Origin of the sequence: Pseudomonas benzenivorans (assembly GCF_024397895.1) — a bacterium.
Lineage (GTDB): Bacteria > Pseudomonadota > Gammaproteobacteria > Pseudomonadales > Pseudomonadaceae > Aquipseudomonas > Aquipseudomonas benzenivorans_A.
The window spans coordinates 1396702-1413861 of sequence record NZ_CP073346.1 but is presented as its reverse complement, the minus strand read 5'-3'; the positions used below and the strand labels follow the sequence as shown (position 1 = coordinate 1413861).

The following is a 17160-nucleotide window of genomic DNA, read 5'->3' as shown; positions in this document are numbered from 1 at the left end:
GGGGGCGGCATTTTGTTATCCTGCGCGCCCCTCGCGCCCCTCGCGCCGCTTAATCCCGAGTAAATCAATAGGTCTTATAGTTGACTTAAATACTCGGGAATTGCATACTCGCGGCACACAGATATTCCGTGGTAACCCTCCATGCGACTGACCACCAAAGGCCGCTACGCCGTCACGGCGATGCTCGATCTCGCGCTCCACGCGCAGCATGGGCCGGTGTCCCTCGCCGATATTTCCGAGCGCCAGGGCATTTCCCTGTCCTACTTGGAGCAGCTGTTTGCCAAGCTGCGCCGCGGCAATCTGGTGTCCAGCGTGCGCGGTCCGGGTGGCGGCTATCAGCTGGCGCGCGACATGTGCGGCATTCAGGTGGCCCAGGTGATCGATGCGGTCAACGAGTCGGTCGACGCCACCCGCTGTCAGGGGCAGGGCGATTGCCATGCCGGCGACACCTGTCTGACCCACCACCTGTGGTGTGACCTCAGTCAGCAGATTCACGAATTCCTCAGTGGCATCAGCCTCGCCGATCTGGTGACGCGCCGCGAGGTGCAGGAAGTTGCTCAGCGTCAGGATCAGCGTCGCTGCAGCAGTGGCTTGATGCCGCATCTGGACAAGATAGAAGCGTCCACCGTCGATTGAATGCAAGGGCAGCCGGGCAGCGAAGTCCGAGACCTGTTAGGAGAGAGTCAATGAAATTGCCGATTTACCTCGATTATTCCGCCACCACGCCGGTCGACCCGCGTGTCGCCCAGAAAATGAGTGAGTGCCTGCTGGTCGATGGCAACTTCGGTAATCCGGCGTCGCGCTCTCATGTGTTCGGCTGGAAGGCTGAAGAGGCGGTGGAAAATGCACGCCGTCAGGTCGCCGAGCTGGTCAATGCGGACCCTCGCGAGATCGTCTGGACCTCCGGTGCCACCGAGTCCGACAACCTGGCGATCAAGGGTGTGGCCCACTTCTATAGCAGCAAGGGCAAGCACCTCGTCACCTCCAAGATCGAGCACAAGGCGGTCCTGGACACCACTCGCCAGTTGGAGCGCGAGGGCTTCGAGGTCACCTACATCGAGCCGGGCGAGGACGGTTTGATCACGCCTGCCATGGTCGAGGCGGTGCTGCGCGATGACACCATTCTGGTGTCGATCATGCACGTGAACAACGAGATCGGCACGGTCAACGACATCGCGGGTATCGGTGAGCTGACCCGCTCCCGTGGCGTGCTGTTCCATGTCGATGCCGCCCAATCCACTGGCAAGGTGGAGATCGACCTGGACAAGCTCAAGGTCGATCTGATGTCCTTCTCGGCGCACAAGACCTACGGCCCCAAAGGCGTTGGCGCCCTGTATGTGCGCCGCAAGCCACGCGTGCGCCTCGAGGCCCAGACCCATGGTGGCGGTCACGAGCGCGGCATGCGTTCCGGCACCCTGGCCACCCACCAGTGCGTGGGCATGGGCGAAGCTTTCCGTATCGCCAAGGAAGAGATGGCCCAGGAAAACCAGCGCGTGCTGGCCCTGCGCGACCGCTTCTTCGCTCAGGTCGATGGTCTGGAAGAGCTGTACGTCAATGGCAGCCTGACTTCCCGGGTGCCGCACAATCTCAACCTCAGCTTCAACTACGTCGAGGGTGAGTCGCTGATCATGGCGCTCAAGGACCTGGCGGTATCGTCCGGCTCGGCCTGTACCTCGGCCTCCCTGGAGCCGTCCTACGTATTGCGGGCCCTGGGCCGCAACGACGAGCTGGCACACAGTTCCATCCGTTTCACCTTCGGTCGCTTCACCACCGAGGAAGAAGTCGACTACGCCGCGCAGAAGGTTCGCGAGGCGGTCACCAAGCTGCGCGAGTTGTCGCCGCTGTGGGATATGTACAAGGACGGTGTCGATCTGTCGAAGATCGAATGGGCAGCACACTAATCTAGCTGCCGAAGAGCGGCACCTGATGAGAGAGGAATGACAGCATGGCATACAGTGAAAAGGTCATCGACCATTACGAAAACCCGCGCAACGTCGGCAAGATGGACGCGGAAGATCCCAGTGTCGGCACCGGCATGGTCGGCGCCCCGGCTTGCGGTGACGTGATGCGCCTGCAGATCAAGGTCAACGAGCAGGGCGTGATCGAAGACGCCAAGTTCAAGACCTATGGCTGCGGTTCCGCCATCGCCTCCAGCTCCCTCGCCACCGAGTGGATGAAGGGCAAGACCCTGGACGAAGCCGAGACCATCAAGAACACCCAGCTCGCCGAGGAATTGGCCCTGCCGCCGGTGAAGATCCACTGCTCGGTGCTCGCCGAGGACGCCATCAAGGCGGCCGTACGCGACTACAAGCAGAAGAAAGGTTTGCTCTAAGGAGGTATGTCGATGGCTATCAGCATGACCGAAGCTGCCGCGCAGCACGTGCGGCGCTCCCTCGAGGGGCGCGGCAAGGGCGAGGGTATTCGCCTGGGAGTGCGCACCACCGGCTGTTCCGGCCTGGCGTATGTGCTGGAGTTCGTCGATGAACCCGCCGGCGAGGATCAGGTGTTCGAGAGTCACGGCGTCAAGGTGATCATCGATCCGAAGAGCCTGGTCTACCTCGATGGCACCGAGCTGGACTTCGTCAAGGAAGGGTTGAACGAGGGTTTCAAGTTCAACAACCCCAACGTGCGCGGCGAATGTGGCTGCGGCGAGAGCTTCAACATCTGAGGCGCTTGTGGGAAGTCCTTGTCATTTTGCCCTGTTCGACCTGAAGCCGAGTTTCCGCCTGGACCTGGACGAATTGGCTGCGCGTTATCGAGAGCTGGCGCGCACTGTCCATCCGGACCGCTTCGCCGACGCCCCTGAGCGCGAGCAGCGGGTGGCCCTGGAGCGTTCGGCCAGCCTCAACGAGGCTTACCAGACGCTCAGGCACGCACCCCAGCGGGCTCGCTACCTGCTGACCCTGAGTGGCCCCGAGTTGCCACTTGAGGTCACGGTGCAGGATCCGGGCTTCCTGATGCAGCAGATGCACTGGCGCGAGGAGCTCGAGGATCTGCAGGACAGTGCGGATCTGGCGGGGGTGGCGGCGTTCAAGCGGCGCCTGAAAGTGGCTCAGGACGAGCTGAACGAAAGTTTCGCCAGTTGCTGGGATGATCCCGTGCGGCGCGAGGAAGCCGAGCGCTTGATGCGCCGCATGCAGTTCCTCGACAAGCTCGCTCACGAGGTGCGTCAATTGGAAGAGCGCCTCGACGACTAACGCTAACGCAGTTTTCCTGCGTACCTGAAATCCAGATAAGCATTTATTAATCATGGCCTTACTGCAGATCGCTGAGCCCGGACAGAGCCCCCAGCCACACCAGCGTCGATTGGCTGTGGGGATTGATCTGGGTACCACCAATTCGCTGGTTGCTGCGCTGCGCAGCGGCCTGTCCGAGCCCTTGGCGGACGCTGACGGGCAGGTGATCCTGCCCTCTGCCGTGCGTTATCACGTCGATCGCGTCGAAGTGGGTGAGAGCGCCAAGGCGGCCGCCTCCAGTGACCCGTTGAACACCGTGCTGTCGGTCAAGCGCCTGATGGGGCGTGGCCTGGAAGACGTCAAGCAGCTGGGTGAGCAATTGCCCTATCGCTTCGTCGAAGGCCAGTCGCACATGCCTTTCATCGACACCGTGCAGGGCGCGAAGAGCCCGGTCGAGGTTTCGGCCGATATTCTCAAAGTTCTGCGCCAGCGTGCCGAGAGCACCCTGGGAGGCGAGCTGGTCGGTGCGGTGATCACGGTGCCGGCCTATTTCGACGAGGCGCAGCGCCAGGCCACCAAGGACGCCGCACGCCTGGCTGGCTTGAGCGTGCTGCGCCTGCTCAATGAGCCGACCGCGGCGGCCGTGGCCTATGGCCTGGATCAGCAGGCCGAAGGTGTCGTGGCGATCTACGACCTGGGCGGCGGTACCTTCGATATTTCCATCCTGCGCCTGACTCGTGGGGTCTTCGAGGTGCTGGCCACCGGCGGCGACAGCGCCCTGGGCGGCGATGACTTCGATCACGCCATTGCCGGCTGGATAGTCGAGCAGGCAGGCCTGTCCGCCGACCTCGATCCTGGTGCCCAGCGCAGCCTGCTCAGCACGGCCTGTGCTGCGAAAGAGGCGCTCAGCGCCAGCGATTCGGTTGAGTTGAGCCATGGCGCCTGGCGCGGCGTGCTGACCCGCGAGCATTTCGATCAGCTGATCGAGTCCATGGTCGCCCGCAGCCTCAAGGCTTGTCGGCGCGCCGTGCGCGATGCCGGGATCGAGCTGGAGGACGTCGAGGCGGTGGTCATGGTTGGTGGCTCCACCCGGGTGCCGCGCGTGCGCCAGGCGGTCAGCGAGCTGTTCGGCCGTGAGCCGCTCACCGATATCGACCCGGATCAGGTGGTTGCCATCGGTGCGGCAATCCAGGCCGATACCCTGGCGGGCAATCAGCGCGGCGAGGGCGAGGAGCTCCTGCTGCTGGATGTGATTCCGCTGTCCCTTGGTCTGGAGACCATGGGCGGCTTGATGGAAAAGGTGATTCCGCGCAATACCACCATCCCGGTGGCCCGCGCCCAGGAGTTCACCACCTACAAGGACGGCCAGACGGCCATGATGATTCATGTGTTGCAGGGCGAGCGGGAGCTGATCAGCGACTGCCGCTCCCTGGCGCGTTTCGAATTGCGCGGCATTCCGCCGATGGTGGCGGGCGCCGCGAAGATCCGCGTGACCTTTCAGGTCGATGCCGACGGTCTTCTCGGGGTGTCGGCCCGCGAGCTGGCGTCCGGTGTCGAAGCGAGCATTCAGGTCAAGCCGTCCTACGGCCTGACCGATGGCGAGATCGCGCGGATGCTGCAGGATTCCTTCCAGCACGCCGGCGACGACAAGGTGGCGCGGGTGTTGCGCGAGCAGCAGGTCGACGCCCGGCGCCTGCTCGAGGCCGTGCAGGCGGCGCTGGAGGCCGACGGCGAGCGCCTGTTGAGCGCCGACGAGCGTCTGGCGATCGAGTCGCAGATGGATGAATTGCGCGAGCTGATGGCGGGCGACGATGGCTTGGCCATCGAACAGCAGACCAAACGCTTGACCCAGGTGACGGACGCCTTTGCTGCGCGCCGCCTGGATGCCACGGTGAAGGCCGCGTTGGCCGGCCGTAGTCTTAACGAGATTGAGGAGTAAGCATGCCGCAGCTGATTTTTCTGCCCCACGCCGAGCATTGCCCCGAGGGCGCAGTGTTCGAGGTGGAATCGGGCGAGACGGTGCTCAATGCCGCCCTGGCTCACGGCATCGATATCGAGCATGCCTGCGAGAAGTCCTGTGCCTGCACCACCTGTCACGTGGTGATTCGCGAGGGCTTCAACTCCCTGGAGCCTTCCGACGAGCTGGAAGACGACATGCTCGACAAGGCCTGGGGGCTGGAGCCGAATTCGCGACTGTCCTGTCAGGCGGTGGTGGCGGACCAGGATCTGGTGGTGGAGATTCCCAAGTACACCATCAATCAGGTTTCCGAAGGTCACTGAACCTCTTAGGGAAGTAAGGAGCAGGTCATGAGTCTGAAATGGACCGATGTGCTGGAGATTGCCATCCAGTTGGCCGAAGCCAAGCCCGAAGTCGACCCGCGCTACGTCAACTTCGTCGATTTACACCGCTGGGTGCTGGATTTGCCGGAGTTCTCCGATGATCCGCAGCGCGGCGGAGAGAAGGTTCTCGAGGCGATTCAGGCGGCCTGGATCGAAGAGCTCGACTGAGCTGGGCGCCGAGCCGGCGCCGCCCTACGCATTTAACCGGAACCCGCGTATAATTCGCGGGTTTAATTTTTCGCTTTAATCCCTGTTTCTGGAGTTTTCCATGGCTGTTCAACGTACCTTCTCCATCATCAAGCCTGACGCCGTCGCCAAGAACGTCATCGGTGAGATCACCACTCGCTTCGAAAAGGCCGGCCTGCGCGTCGTCGCCTCGAAGATGGTTCAGCTGTCCGAGCGCGAAGCCGCTGGCTTCTACGCCGAGCACAGCGAGCGTGGCTTCTTCAAGGACCTGGTTGCCTTCATGACTTCCGGCCCGGTCATCGTTCAGGTGCTGGAAGGTGAAGAGGCCATCGCCAAGAACCGCGAGCTGATGGGCGCCACCAACCCGAAAGAAGCTGCTGCCGGCACCATCCGCGCCGATTTCGCCGTTTCCATCGACGAGAACGCCGTACACGGTTCCGACTCCGAGGCTTCCGCAGCTCGCGAAATCGCTTACTTCTTCGCTTCCACCGAAGTGTGCGCGCGCATTCGCTAAGGCGAAACACGCGAGGGTGAAGCCATGACTGAAGCTACCGGCAAGATCAACCTGCTGGGTCTGACCCAGCCAGAAATGGAGCAGTTCTTCGAGCAGATCGGAGAAAAGCGCTTCCGTGCCGGCCAGGTGATGAAATGGATTCACCACTTTGGCGTCGATGACTTCGACGCCATGAGCAATGTCGGCAAGGCCTTGCGCGAGAAGCTCAAGGCCTGTGCCGAGATTCGCGGCCCGGAAGTGGTCAGCGAAGACATTTCCACCGACGGCACACGCAAGTGGGTGGTACGGGTGGCCTCGGGCAGCTGCGTCGAGACCGTGTACATTCCGCAAGGCGGGCGTGGCACGCTGTGCGTTTCGTCCCAGGCCGGTTGTGCGCTGGACTGCAGTTTCTGTTCCACCGGCAAACAAGGTTTCAACAGCGATCTGAGCGCCGCCGAGGTGATCGGCCAGGTGTGGATCGCCAACAAGTCTTTCGGCACCGTGCCGGCGAAGATCGATCGCGCCATCACCAACGTGGTGATGATGGGCATGGGTGAGCCGCTGCTGAATTTCGACAACGTGGTCGCCGCCATGAAGATCATGATGGACGACCTCGGTTATGGCATCTCCAAGCGCAAGGTGACCCTGTCCACCTCGGGCGTGGTGCCGATGATCGACAAGCTGGGTGAAGTCATCGACGTGTCACTGGCGCTGTCGTTGCACGCGCCCAACGACGCGCTGCGCAACCAGCTGGTGCCGATCAACAAGAAATACCCGCTGGAGATGCTGCTGGCCGCCTGCAAGCGCTACGTGTCGCGTCTTGGCGAAAAGCGGGTGCTGACCATCGAATACACCCTGCTCAAGGATGTGAACGATCAGCCGGCCCATGCTGAGGAGATGATCGCACTTCTCAAGGATGTGCCTTGCAAGATCAACCTGATTCCGTTTAATCCCTTTCCCCACTCCGGGTATGAGCGGCCGAGCAATAATGCCATCCGCCGTTTCCAGGACCTGCTACACAAGGCCGGGCATAACGTCACCGTGCGCACCACCCGTGGCGAAGATATCGACGCCGCCTGTGGTCAACTGGTCGGTCAGGTCATGGACCGTACCCGTCGCAGCGCGCGCTATATCGCCGTGCGTGAATTGAGCAGCGAGGCGGACACCACGCCGTCCTCCGCCAATCGAACCTGAAGAGAGGAAACCCATGACCCTGCGCCCAGCGCTGTTCTTGCTAATCGCCAGCCTGCTGGCCGGATGCGTATCGACCGGCGCCGTCGACCCGATGAGAACCGACAAGGGGCGCGACGAGGCGCGTGACGCCTATGTCCATCTGGGGCTGGGCTACCTGCAGCAAGGGGCGAGTGAGCGGGCCAAGGTGCCGTTGAAGAAAGCCCTGGAGCTCGATCCGTCCAGCGCCGATGCCCACGCCGCCCTGGCGCTGGTGTTTCAGATCGAGATGGAAGCCAAACTGGCTGACGAACACTATCGCAAGGCCTTGTCGCAGCGCGGCGACGATGCTCGCCTGTTGAACAACTACGGCAGTTTCCTGTTCGAACAGAAGCGTTACGACGAGGCGCTGGAGCGCTATCAGCAGGCCGCCCGGGACAATCTCTACCCGGAGCGCTCGCGTGTATTCGAGAACCTCGGCATGACTGCCATGATGCTCGAGCAGCGCGAGCAGGCGAAAACCTATTTCGAGCGTTCCCTGCGCCTCAACAGCCGGCAGCCGCGAGCCCTGCTGGAGATGGCGCAGCTGCATTTCGAGGATCGGCAGTACGTGCCGGCCCGCCGCTACTACGACAGCTTCAGCGCACTGGCCGAGCAGAACGCCCGCAGCCTGCTGCTGGGGGCGCGGCTGGCGGCGATCTTCGAGGACCGCGACACTGCGGCCAGCCTCGGTCTGCAGCTGAAACGTCTTTATCCCGGGACACCGGAATATCAGCAATACCTGTCGGAGCAAAGATGAAAGCGGCGCATTCTGAAGAAGCAGTGGCGCAAAACGTCAATCCAGGCGAATCCCTACGCATCGGTCGCGAAAGCAAGGGCTGGACGATCGCCGAGGTGGCAACCCAGCTGAACCTGACGCCCCAGCGCCTGGGGCAGATCGAGGACGGTGCCTTCGACAAACTGCCGGGGCACACCTTCGCCAGGGGCTACGTCCGTGCTTACGGCAAGCTGCTGGGCATGGACCAGGCGCGCCTGGTGCTGGAGTTCGACCAGTTCACCGGCAGCAGTGCGGCGGGCAGCAACGTGCACAGCCTCGGCCGCATCGAGCAACCGTTGAGCCATTCGCAGCACATCCTGCGTTTTGTCGGTCTGGCATTGCTGCTGGCATTGGCCGGCGTCGGCCTCTATTGGTGGCAGGAACAGGCCCAGCGTACTGCCGAGGAACCGGCGACCAGCCTCGAGCACGTCGAAGTGGAGGGTGCCGACGGCACCACGCAGATTCACGCGCTTGACGAGCCGGAGGACCAGGCTGTGGTCGCGGCCCAGGAGTCGAGCGAGCTGAGCCTGCCAGGCGCAACATTGCAGCAGGGCGAGCAGGTGGCCACCCAGGAACTGACCGAGCCGGCTCCTGAGGCGGTTGTGACCGAGAACCCGGCGCCTGCGCCGGGCGCATCGCTGGAAACCCCGGTTGAGCCGGTGACCCAGGCGCAAGACGCGCCGGCGACCAGTGAGCCGGTAGTGGCGGCGTCCGCCGCCGAGCAGGCGGCCGAGGTCCCGGTGGCCGCTTCCGGCGAGGGCGTCGTCGAGGTGCGCTTCACCGCCGATTGCTGGACTCAGCTGACCGACGCCAACGGCAAGGTCCTGGTCAGCGCACTGAAGCGCAGTGGCGACAGTCTGCGGCTGGCCGGCAAGGCGCCGCTGGAACTGCGCCTGGGCTTTGCCCGCGGCGCGCAAGTGACTTACAACGGCCAGGCGGTCGATGTCTCGCCCTACGTCACCGGCGAGACCGCGCGCCTGAAGCTGGGTGGGCAATAACATGCATTGCGAATCGCCGATCAAGCGTCGTCAGTCGCGGAAAATCTGGGTCGGCTCGGTACCGGTTGGCGGTGATTCGCCCATCTCGGTGCAGAGCATGACCAACACCGATACCAACGACGTGGCTGCCACCGTGGCGCAGATCCGCCGCCTGGAAGAGGCGGGGGCCGATATCGTGCGGGTCTCGGTGCCGGACATGGACGCGGCCGAGGCCTTCGGCAAGATCAAGCAGCAGGTCGCCCTGCCGCTGGTTGCCGATATCCACTTCGATTATCAGATCGCCCTGCGGGTGGCCCAGCTGGGCGTCGACTGCCTGCGCATCAACCCCGGCAATATCGGCCGCGAGGACCGCGTCCGCGCGGTGGTCGAGGCTGCGCGGGACAAGGGCATTCCAATCCGCATCGGGGTCAATGCCGGGTCCCTGGAAAAGGACCTGCAGAAGAAGTACGGCGAACCGACCCCGGCGGCCCTGGTCGAGTCGGCGCTGCGCCATGTGGAGCACCTGGATCGCCTGAACTTCCCGGACTTCAAGGTCAGCGTCAAGGCCTCCGACGTGTTCATGGCGGTCGAAGCCTATCGCCTCCTGGCCAAGCAGATCGAGCAGCCCCTGCACCTGGGCATCACCGAGGCCGGCGGCCTGCGCTCCGGCACGGTGAAGTCGGCGGTGGGCCTGGGCATGCTGCTGGCCGAGGGCATCGGCGATACCATTCGCATCTCCCTGGCCGCCGACCCGGTCGAGGAGATCAAGGTCGGCTTCGACATCCTCAAGTCCTTGCGCCTGCGCTCGCGGGGCATCAACTTCATCGCCTGCCCGAGCTGCTCGCGGCAGAACTTCGATGTGGTCAAGACCATGAACGAGCTGGAGGCACGGGTCGAAGACCTGCTGGTGCCCCTCGATGTGGCCGTGATCGGCTGCGTGGTCAACGGTCCGGGGGAGGCCAAGGAAGCCCATGTCGGGCTGACCGGCGGCACGCCGAACAACTTGGTGTACATCGACGGCAAGCCGGCGCAGAAGCTCAACAATGACAACCTGGTGGATGAGCTGGAAAGGCTGATCCGCCAGAAGGCGGCCGAGAAGGTCGCCGCAGATGCCGCCTTGATCGTGCGCAGCTGAGTCCCTGCGTACCTGCAATAGCTAAGGAATCGAATTGAGCAAGTCCCTGCAAGCCATCCGTGGCATGAACGACATCCTGCCCGAGCAGACCCCGCTCTGGCGTTACTTCGAAGAGCGCGTGGCACGTCTGCTGGACGGCTACGGCTATCGGCAGATCCGCATGCCGATCGTCGAGTTCACCGAGCTGTTCAAGCGCTCCATCGGCGAGGTCACCGACATCGTCGAGAAGGAGATGTACACCTTCGAGGACCGCAACGGCGACTCCCTGACCCTGCGTCCGGAAGGCACCGCGGCCTGCGTGCGAGCGGTGCTGGAGCACGGCCTGGCCGGTGGCGGGCAATCCCAGAAACTGTGGTACATCGGCCCGATGTTCCGTCACGAGCGTCCGCAGAAGGGCCGCTACCGCCAGTTTCACCAGATCGGCGTGGAAGTGTTCAATGTCGACGGCCCGGACATCGATGCCGAGCTGATCGTGCTGACCTGGCGCCTCTGGGGCCTGCTCGGCATTCGCGAGGCGGTACGCCTGGAGCTCAACAGCCTGGGCACCAGCCAGGCCCGCGCGGTCTACCGCGAGGCGCTGGTCGAGTACCTGTCGGCGCGGGCCGATCAGCTCGACGAGGACAGCCGCCGTCGCCTGACCAGCAATCCACTGCGCGTGCTCGACAGCAAGAACCCGGAAACCCAGGCGCTGCTGGCCGATGCGCCGCGGCTGGCGGATTACCTGGACGAGGATTCGCGCAGCCACTTCGAGAGCCTGAAGGCGCGCCTGGATGCCGCCGGCATCCCCTATGTGATCAACCCCAAGCTGGTCCGCGGCCTGGACTACTACAGCAAGACCGTGTTCGAGTGGGTCACCGACAGCCTCGGCGCCCAGGGCACCGTGTGCGCCGGTGGCCGCTACGACGGCCTGGTCGAGCAGATGGGCGGCAAGCCGACGCCGGGCGTCGGATTTGCCATGGGCATCGAGCGCTTGGTGCTGCTGATCGAGACCCTGGACAAGGTGCCGGCGGAAATCGCCCGCCAGGTCGATGTCTACCTGTGCGCCTTCGGCGAGGCGGCGGAGCTGGCGGGGCTGGTTCTGGCCGAGCGTCTGCGCGACCAGCTGCCGGGCTTGCGCCTGCAGGTCAACGCCGGGGCCGGCAGTTTCAAGAGTCAGTTGAAGAAGGCCGACAAGAGCGGGGCGCTCTTCGCGCTGGTTCTGGGTGAAGACGAACTGGCCCAGCGAGTGGTAGGTTGCAAGCCGCTGCGCGATCAGGGCGAGCAGCAAACCATCGCCTGGGACGCTCTCGCCGAGCGTCTGGCACCCTGCCTCGAGCAGGTTTAACGCATCAAGCACACGCCGATTTAGCGAACAGGAGTATTGGGGTGGAATCGCGTACCGAAGAAGAACAGCTGGCGGTGATCAAGGAATGGTGGCAGCGCAACGGCATGCCATTGCTGACTGGTGCGGTACTGGCCCTGGTGGCGGTGGTCGGCTGGCAGGGCTGGCAGAAATACCAGACCAGCCAGGCGCAGAACGCCTCGATGCTCTACCAGCAGTTGCTGGAGACCGCGTTGACTCCGGCGGGCGAGCCGGACGCCGCCAAGGTCGCCGAACTGGGCAACCAGCTCAAGAACGAATTCGGCGGTAGCCATTACGCCCAGTACGGCAGCCTGTTCGTCGCCAAAGTTGCGGTCGAGGCCGGCAAGCTGGACGACGCCGCCCGCGAGCTGCAGGTGATCGTCGACTCGCCGGCCGACGACACCCTGGCCGAATTGGCGCGTCAGCGTCTGGCCAGTGTCCTGGCTGCGCAGGACCAGGCCGAGAAGGCGCTGGCGCTGCTCGAGGGCGATGCGGAGCCGGCCTACCTGGCCAGCCGCGAAGAGCTCAAGGGCGACCTGCTGGTGAAGCTGGGGCGTGACGATGAGGCCCATGCCGCCTACCTGAAGGCCAAGGCTGCACTGGCCGAAGACGCCGCAGTGGGCGGTTTGCAGATGAAGCTCGACGACCTGGCAAAAGGGGATGCGTGACGTGATGCGTTGGAAGAATGCCGCACTGCTGGCCCTGGCCGTATTGGCCGTGGGTTGCAGCAGCAACACCAAGAAGGAATTGCCGCCCGCCGAGTTGAGCGACTTCGAAGAAGAAGTGGTGCTGCAGGAGGAGTGGAGCCGCTCGATCGGCGAAGGCCAGGGCGAGACCTTCAATATGCTGGTTCCCGCCGTCGACGGCGAGCGCATCTTCGCCGCTGACGTCGAAGGCCTGGTCATGGCGCTCGACCGCCTGACCGGCAAGGTGATCTGGAAGCAGGACCTCGAGGCACCGGTTTCCGGCGCGGTCGGCGCGGGTTATGGCCTGGTCCTGCTGGGTACCCTCAAGGGCGAGGTGATCGCCCTGGACGCTGCCTCCGGTGATGAGAAGTGGCGCTCGCGCGTCACCAGCGAGGTGCTGGCGGCGCCTGCGGTCAATGGCGACGTGGTGCTGGTGCAGACCCAGGACGACCGCCTGATTGCCTTCGATGCCGACAGCGGCAAGCAGCGCTGGATCTTCGAGAATACCCCGGCGGTACTGACCCTGCGTGGTACCGGTAGTCCGGTGCTGACCAACCGTCTGGCGATCGCCGGGCTGTCCAGCGGCAAGGTCATCGCCGTGGATACCCAGCGCGGCCTGCCGGTCTGGGAGCAGCGCGTGGCCATTCCCCAGGGGCGTTCGGAACTGGACCGGGTGGTCGACATCGACGGCGGCCTGCTGCTGTCCGGTGGCACCCTCTACGTCGTCAGCTACCAGGGCCGCGTGGCGGCGCTGGAGCTGGAAAGCGGTCGCGTGCTCTGGCAGCGCGAGGCCTCCAGTTCGGTCGGCGTGGCCCAGGGCTTCGGCAACGTCTACGTCAGCCTGGCCGACGGCAGTGTCGAAGGCATCGACGAGCGCTCGGCTTCGGCGCTGTGGAACAATGACGCCCTGGCGCGCCGTCAGCTGTCGGCGCCGGAAGTGTTCTCCAGCTACGTCGCCTTCGGCGATCTGGAAGGCTACCTGCACCTGATCAGCCAGGTGGATGGTCGTTTCGTCGGCCGCAAGCGTGTCGACAGCGACGGCCTGCGGGCCCGCCCGCTGGTGGTCGGCAGCTGGCTGTACGCCTACGGTAACGGTGGCAAACTGGTTGCCTTGACCATCAAGTGACCGGCCGCTAGCGGGCTTGGCTATGCTGCACAGCGACGCTGTGGGGTGAGCCGGCCCGAGTTGTGAATTCCGGCCGCTGCCCAGGCAGCGGCCTTTGTATTTTCTGAAATAACGTAGTGGAGAGCCTAATGGTTCCCGTAATTGCCCTGGTGGGCCGTCCGAATGTCGGCAAGTCCACCCTCTTCAACCGCTTGACCAGGACCCGCGACGCCATCGTCGGCGACCTATCCGGCCTGACCCGCGATCGCCAGTACGGCGAAGCCAAGTGGCAGGGGCGCACCTATATCGTCATCGACACCGGGGGCATCTCCGGTGACGAGGAGGGCATCGACGCGAAGATGGCCGAGCAGTCCCTGCAGGCCATCGAAGAGGCCGATGCCGTGCTGTTCCTGGTCGACGCCCGGGCCGGCCTGTCGGCCTCCGACCAGATGATCGGCGAGCACCTGCGCAAGCGCAACAAACGCAGCTTCCTGGTGGTGAACAAGGTCGACAACCTCGATCCCGATCTGGCCCGCGCCGAGTTCAGCCCTTTGGGCATGGGCGAGGCCCTGGCGATCGCCGGCGCCCATGGCCGCGGCATCACCCAGATGCTCGAGGCGGTGCTGGGTGACTTCCCCAAGGACGCCGGCGAGCCGGAGGAGGGCGAGGAGGCCGAAGAGGTGGCCGAGGGCGAGGAAGCCAAGCGTATTCCCGGGCCGAGCGAGAAGGATGGCATCAAGCTGGCGATCATCGGCCGGCCCAACGTCGGCAAGTCGACCCTGGTCAACCGCATGCTCGGCGAGGACCGGGTGATCGTCTATGACCAGGCCGGCACCACCCGCGACAGCATCTACATTCCCTTCGAGCGCGACGACGAGAAGTACACCCTGATCGACACCGCCGGCGTGCGCCGCCGCGGCAAGATCTTCGAGGCGGTGGAAAAGTTCTCGGTGGTCAAGACCCTGCAGGCCATCCAGGACTCCAACGTGGTGGTGTTCGTCATGGATGCCCGCGAGGGCGTGGTCGACCATGACCTCAACCTGCTCGGTTTCGTCCTGGAAAGCGGCCGCGCCCTGGTCATCGCCCTGAACAAGTGGGATGGCATGGAGCCCGGCGAGCGCGATTACGTGAAGACCGAGCTGCAGCGCCGGCTGTTCTTCGTCGACTTCGCCGACATCCACTTCATCTCGGCGCTGCATGGCACCGGTGTCGGTCACCTGTACAAGTCTGTGCAGGCCTCGTTCCAGTCGGCCATCACCCGCTGGCCCACCAGTCGCCTGACCCAGATCCTCGAGGACGCGGTGCGCGAGCACCAGCCGCCGATGGTCAACGGCCGCCGGATCAAGATGCGCTACGCCCACCTGGGTGGCGCGAACCCGCCGCTGATCGTGATCCACGGCAACCAGGTGGACGCGGTTCCGCGCGCCTATTCCCGTTACCTGGAGAACACCTACCGCCGCGTGCTCAAGCTGGTCGGCACGCCGATCCGCATCGAGTACAAGGGCGGGGAGAACCCCTACGAGGACAAGAAGAACACCCTGACCGATCGTCAGGTCAACAAGAAGCGCCGGTTGATGAGTCACCACAAGAAGGCCGAGAAGAAGCGCAAGGACAAGAAGCGCTGATCCCGGCCGCCCCGCTCTAACGGAAGGCGCCTGCGGGCGCCTTTTTCGTGCCCGGTCGATCGGCTATCCTGGCCCTTCGGCACCGCCAGCCGTTCGCGGTGATCAGCAGGAAGACGTCATGATCCACAGCAAGCTGCCGAATGTCGGCACCACCATCTTCACCCGCATGTCCCAGCTCGCCGCCGAGACCGGGGCCCTCAACCTGTCCCAGGGATTTCCCGACTTCGAAGGCCCGCAGGCGCTGCGCGACGCGGTCGGCCGGCACATCGCCGCCGGCCACAACCAGTACGCGCCGCTGGCCGGGTTGCCGGCGCTGCGCCAGCAGGTGGCGGCGAAGATCGCCCGCAGCTATGGCCGCAGGGTCGACATGGACAACGAGGTCACCATCAGCCCCGGCGCCACCCAGGGCATCTTCTGCGCCATCCAGGCGCTGATCCGCCCGGGCGACGAGGTGATCGTCTTCGACCCCTGCTACGACAGCTACGAGCCCTCGGTGGAACTGGCCGGCGGCCGCTGCGTGCACGTGCCGCTGGCGCTGCCTGGCTTTGCCATCGACTGGCAACGGCTGGGCGAGGCGCTGAGCGCCAAGACCCGCCTGATCATCCTCAACAGCCCGCACAACCCCAGCGGTGCGCTGATTTCCCGCGAAGAGCTGGATCAGCTGGCGGCGCTGATCCGCGACCGCGACATTTACCTGGTCAGCGACGAGGTCTACGAGCACCTGGTGTTCGACGGCGCCCGCCACGCCAGCATCCTGGCCCATGAGGAACTGTACCGGCGCGCCTTCGTGGTCAGCTCGTTCGGCAAGACCTACCACGTCACCGGCTGGAAGACCGGCTACGTGGTGGCGCCGCCGGCGCTCACCGCCGAGCTGCGCAAGGTGCACCAGTACGTGAGTTTCTGTGGCGTCACGCCATTGCAGTGGGCGCTGGCCGATTTCATGGCCGAGCACCCCGAGCATGTCGAGGAGTTGCCGGCTTTCTACCAGGCCAAGCGTGACCTGTTCTGCGACCTGCTGGGCGACTCGCGCTTCACCTTCCAACGCGCCGCCGGCACCTATTTCCAGCTGGCCGACTACTCGGCGATCCGTGACGACCTGGACGACGTCGCCATGGCTGAGTGGCTGACCCGCGCGCACGGCGTGGCGACCATTCCGGTTTCGGTGTTCTACCAGCTGCCGCCCCCGGACCTGCGCCTGGTGCGCTTCTGTTTTGCCAAGCGCGAGGACACCCTGCGCCAGGCCGCGGAGAAGCTATGCGCGATCTGAGCCTGTTACCCGACCTGCAGCTGGCCCTGGTGCAGAGCGAGCTGGCCTGGCACGACCCGGCGGCCAACCGGGCGCATTTCGAAACGCTGCTGGCGCCCCTCGAGGGCGTCGATCTGGTGGTGCTGCCGGAGATGTTCAGCACCGGTTTTTCCATGGACTCGGCCAGCCTGGCCGAGCCGGAGAACGGCCCGAGCACTGTCTGGCTGCAGGAGCAGGCCCGCCGCCTGCAGGCGGTAGTCACCGGCAGCCTGATCATCCAGGCGGCCGACGGCAGCTACCGCAATCGCCTGCTCTGGGCGCGCCCGGACGGCTCGCTGGCGCATTACGACAAGCGTCACCTGTTCCGCATGGCCGGTGAACACAAGCACTACGCTGCCGGTGATCAGCAGCAGCTGCTGGCGCTCAAGGGTTGGCAGATCCGCCCGCTGATTTGCTACGACCTGCGCTTTCCGGTGTGGAGCCGTGATCCCCGTGACACCGACCTGCTGCTCTACACCGCCAACTGGCCGGCCGCGCGGCGCCAGCACTGGAACCGCCTGCTGCCGGCCCGGGCGATCGAGAACCTGTGCTACGTGGCGGCGGTCAACCGCATTGGCGAGGACGGCAAGGGCCACGCCTACAGCGGCGACAGCCAGGTCCTGGACTTCCAGGGCGAAGCGCTGCTCAACGCCGAGGCGGCTGGCGGGGTGTTCCGCTTCGCCCTGTCTGGCGCGGCACTGGCGGCCTACCGCGAGCGTTTTCCGGCCTATCTGGATGCCGATGCCTTCGAGCTGAAGCCCTAGCCTGAGTTGATTGCAGCGATACCCAGGGTCGATGAGGTTCGCTGTGCATGGCCCATCCT

At 64.5% G+C, this 17160-nt stretch carries 19 protein-coding genes; all 19 read left to right on the top strand.

The annotated features are described in order from the left end of the window. Positions 1–141: 141 nt before the first annotated feature. The 19 genes from iscR to KDW96_RS06590 all read left to right on the top strand — a co-directional run bounded on the left by iscR (position 142) and on the right by KDW96_RS06590 (position 17101). A complete protein-coding gene (gene iscR, locus KDW96_RS06680; protein WP_208708644.1) occupies positions 142–636 on the top strand; it encodes a Fe-S cluster assembly transcriptional regulator IscR in 495 nt (164 codons plus the stop codon). A gap of 50 nt (positions 637–686) precedes the next feature. Next, positions 687–1901 carry an IscS subfamily cysteine desulfurase gene (locus KDW96_RS06675; RefSeq protein WP_255839655.1) on the top strand — a complete coding sequence of 405 codons (1215 nt, stop codon included), beginning with the start codon at positions 687–689 and terminating at the stop codon, positions 1899–1901. Positions 1902–1945: 44 nt separating this feature from the next. Further along, positions 1946–2332, top strand: coding sequence for a Fe-S cluster assembly scaffold IscU (gene iscU / locus KDW96_RS06670; protein WP_090239371.1), 387 nt, complete (start codon positions 1946–1948; stop codon positions 2330–2332). Between the two features lie 12 nt (positions 2333–2344). Beyond that, positions 2345–2668 carry an iron-sulfur cluster assembly protein IscA gene (gene iscA / locus KDW96_RS06665; RefSeq protein WP_255839654.1) on the top strand — a complete coding sequence of 108 codons (324 nt, stop codon included), beginning with the start codon at positions 2345–2347 and terminating at the stop codon, positions 2666–2668. Between the two features lie 7 nt (positions 2669–2675). Beyond that, a complete protein-coding gene (gene hscB / locus KDW96_RS06660) occupies positions 2676–3197 on the top strand; it encodes a co-chaperone HscB (protein ID WP_255839653.1) in 522 nt (173 codons plus the stop codon). A 52-nt stretch (positions 3198–3249) separates the two neighbouring features. Continuing rightward, entirely contained in the window at positions 3250–5115 is a 1866-nt protein-coding gene (gene hscA, locus KDW96_RS06655) for a Fe-S protein assembly chaperone HscA (RefSeq protein ID WP_255839651.1), read from the top strand. Positions 5116–5117: 2 nt separating this feature from the next. Further along, complete coding sequence (gene fdx, locus KDW96_RS06650) at positions 5118–5456, top strand: ISC system 2Fe-2S type ferredoxin (RefSeq protein WP_255839650.1); 339 nt, start codon at positions 5118–5120, stop codon at positions 5454–5456. 27 nt (positions 5457–5483) lie between these two features. Next, a complete protein-coding gene (iscX, locus tag KDW96_RS06645) occupies positions 5484–5684 on the top strand; it encodes a Fe-S cluster assembly protein IscX (protein WP_255839649.1) in 201 nt (66 codons plus the stop codon). Positions 5685–5784: 100 nt separating this feature from the next. After that, a complete protein-coding gene (gene ndk / locus KDW96_RS06640) occupies positions 5785–6216 on the top strand; it encodes a nucleoside-diphosphate kinase (RefSeq protein WP_255839648.1) in 432 nt (143 codons plus the stop codon). 24 nt (positions 6217–6240) lie between these two features. After that, the gene (rlmN, locus tag KDW96_RS06635) at positions 6241–7389 is read left to right on the top strand and encodes a dual-specificity RNA methyltransferase RlmN (RefSeq protein ID WP_255839647.1); all 1149 of its coding nucleotides are present in this window, start codon (positions 6241–6243) and stop codon (positions 7387–7389) included. A 13-nt stretch (positions 7390–7402) separates the two neighbouring features. Beyond that, on the top strand, positions 7403–8164 hold the full coding sequence (gene pilW, locus KDW96_RS06630; RefSeq protein WP_255839646.1) for a type IV pilus biogenesis/stability protein PilW: 762 nt from the start codon (positions 7403–7405) through the stop codon (positions 8162–8164). Next, on the top strand, positions 8161–9180 hold the full coding sequence (locus tag KDW96_RS06625) for a RodZ domain-containing protein (protein WP_255839645.1): 1020 nt from the start codon (positions 8161–8163) through the stop codon (positions 9178–9180). The genes pilW and KDW96_RS06625 overlap by 4 nt, the downstream gene beginning before the upstream one ends. Before the next feature lies 1 nt (position 9181). Next, entirely contained in the window at positions 9182–10294 is a 1113-nt protein-coding gene (ispG, locus tag KDW96_RS06620) for a flavodoxin-dependent (E)-4-hydroxy-3-methylbut-2-enyl-diphosphate synthase (protein WP_255839644.1), read from the top strand. A gap of 34 nt (positions 10295–10328) precedes the next feature. Continuing rightward, positions 10329–11618, top strand: coding sequence for a histidine--tRNA ligase (gene hisS / locus KDW96_RS06615; RefSeq protein WP_255839643.1), 1290 nt, complete (start codon positions 10329–10331; stop codon positions 11616–11618). A 104-nt stretch (positions 11619–11722) separates the two neighbouring features. Further along, positions 11723–12304 carry a tetratricopeptide repeat protein gene (locus tag KDW96_RS06610; RefSeq protein WP_255840488.1) on the top strand — a complete coding sequence of 194 codons (582 nt, stop codon included), beginning with the start codon at positions 11723–11725 and terminating at the stop codon, positions 12302–12304. Next, complete coding sequence (gene bamB / locus KDW96_RS06605; RefSeq protein WP_255839642.1) at positions 12297–13448, top strand: outer membrane protein assembly factor BamB; 1152 nt, start codon at positions 12297–12299, stop codon at positions 13446–13448. Before KDW96_RS06610 ends, bamB begins: the two co-directional genes overlap by 8 nt. Positions 13449–13576: 128 nt before the next feature. Next, positions 13577–15052 (top strand): ribosome biogenesis GTPase Der, encoded by a 1476-nt coding sequence (gene der, locus KDW96_RS06600; RefSeq protein ID WP_255839641.1) that lies wholly within the window; start codon positions 13577–13579, stop codon positions 15050–15052. 118 nt (positions 15053–15170) lie between these two features. Next, the gene (locus tag KDW96_RS06595; RefSeq protein WP_255839639.1) at positions 15171–16319 is read left to right on the top strand and encodes a pyridoxal phosphate-dependent aminotransferase; all 1149 of its coding nucleotides are present in this window, start codon (positions 15171–15173) and stop codon (positions 16317–16319) included. Continuing rightward, complete coding sequence (locus KDW96_RS06590) at positions 16307–17101, top strand: amidohydrolase (RefSeq protein ID WP_255839638.1); 795 nt, start codon at positions 16307–16309, stop codon at positions 17099–17101. Before KDW96_RS06595 ends, KDW96_RS06590 begins: the two co-directional genes overlap by 13 nt. The last annotated feature ends 59 nt before the right edge of the window (positions 17102–17160 follow it).

Coding starts and splice junctions, on each gene's coding strand:
- iscR (WP_208708644.1), top strand. CDS start 142: ATGCGACTGACCACCAAAGGCCGCTACGCCGTCACGGCGATGCTCGAT.
- KDW96_RS06675 (WP_255839655.1), top strand. CDS start 687: ATGAAATTGCCGATTTACCTCGATTATTCCGCCACCACGCCGGTCGAC.
- iscU (WP_090239371.1), top strand. CDS start 1,946: ATGGCATACAGTGAAAAGGTCATCGACCATTACGAAAACCCGCGCAAC.
- iscA (WP_255839654.1), top strand. CDS start 2,345: ATGGCTATCAGCATGACCGAAGCTGCCGCGCAGCACGTGCGGCGCTCC.
- hscA (WP_255839651.1), top strand. CDS start 3,250: ATGGCCTTACTGCAGATCGCTGAGCCCGGACAGAGCCCCCAGCCACAC.
- fdx (WP_255839650.1), top strand. CDS start 5,118: ATGCCGCAGCTGATTTTTCTGCCCCACGCCGAGCATTGCCCCGAGGGC.
- iscX (WP_255839649.1), top strand. CDS start 5,484: ATGAGTCTGAAATGGACCGATGTGCTGGAGATTGCCATCCAGTTGGCC.
- ndk (WP_255839648.1), top strand. CDS start 5,785: ATGGCTGTTCAACGTACCTTCTCCATCATCAAGCCTGACGCCGTCGCC.
- rlmN (WP_255839647.1), top strand. CDS start 6,241: ATGACTGAAGCTACCGGCAAGATCAACCTGCTGGGTCTGACCCAGCCA.
- pilW (WP_255839646.1), top strand. CDS start 7,403: ATGACCCTGCGCCCAGCGCTGTTCTTGCTAATCGCCAGCCTGCTGGCC.
- KDW96_RS06625 (WP_255839645.1), top strand. CDS start 8,161: ATGAAAGCGGCGCATTCTGAAGAAGCAGTGGCGCAAAACGTCAATCCA.
- ispG (WP_255839644.1), top strand. CDS start 9,182: ATGCATTGCGAATCGCCGATCAAGCGTCGTCAGTCGCGGAAAATCTGG.
- KDW96_RS06610 (WP_255840488.1), top strand. CDS start 11,723: ATGCCATTGCTGACTGGTGCGGTACTGGCCCTGGTGGCGGTGGTCGGC.
- bamB (WP_255839642.1), top strand. CDS start 12,297: ATGCGTGACGTGATGCGTTGGAAGAATGCCGCACTGCTGGCCCTGGCC.
- der (WP_255839641.1), top strand. CDS start 13,577: ATGGTTCCCGTAATTGCCCTGGTGGGCCGTCCGAATGTCGGCAAGTCC.
- KDW96_RS06595 (WP_255839639.1), top strand. CDS start 15,171: ATGATCCACAGCAAGCTGCCGAATGTCGGCACCACCATCTTCACCCGC.
- KDW96_RS06590 (WP_255839638.1), top strand. CDS start 16,307: ATGCGCGATCTGAGCCTGTTACCCGACCTGCAGCTGGCCCTGGTGCAG.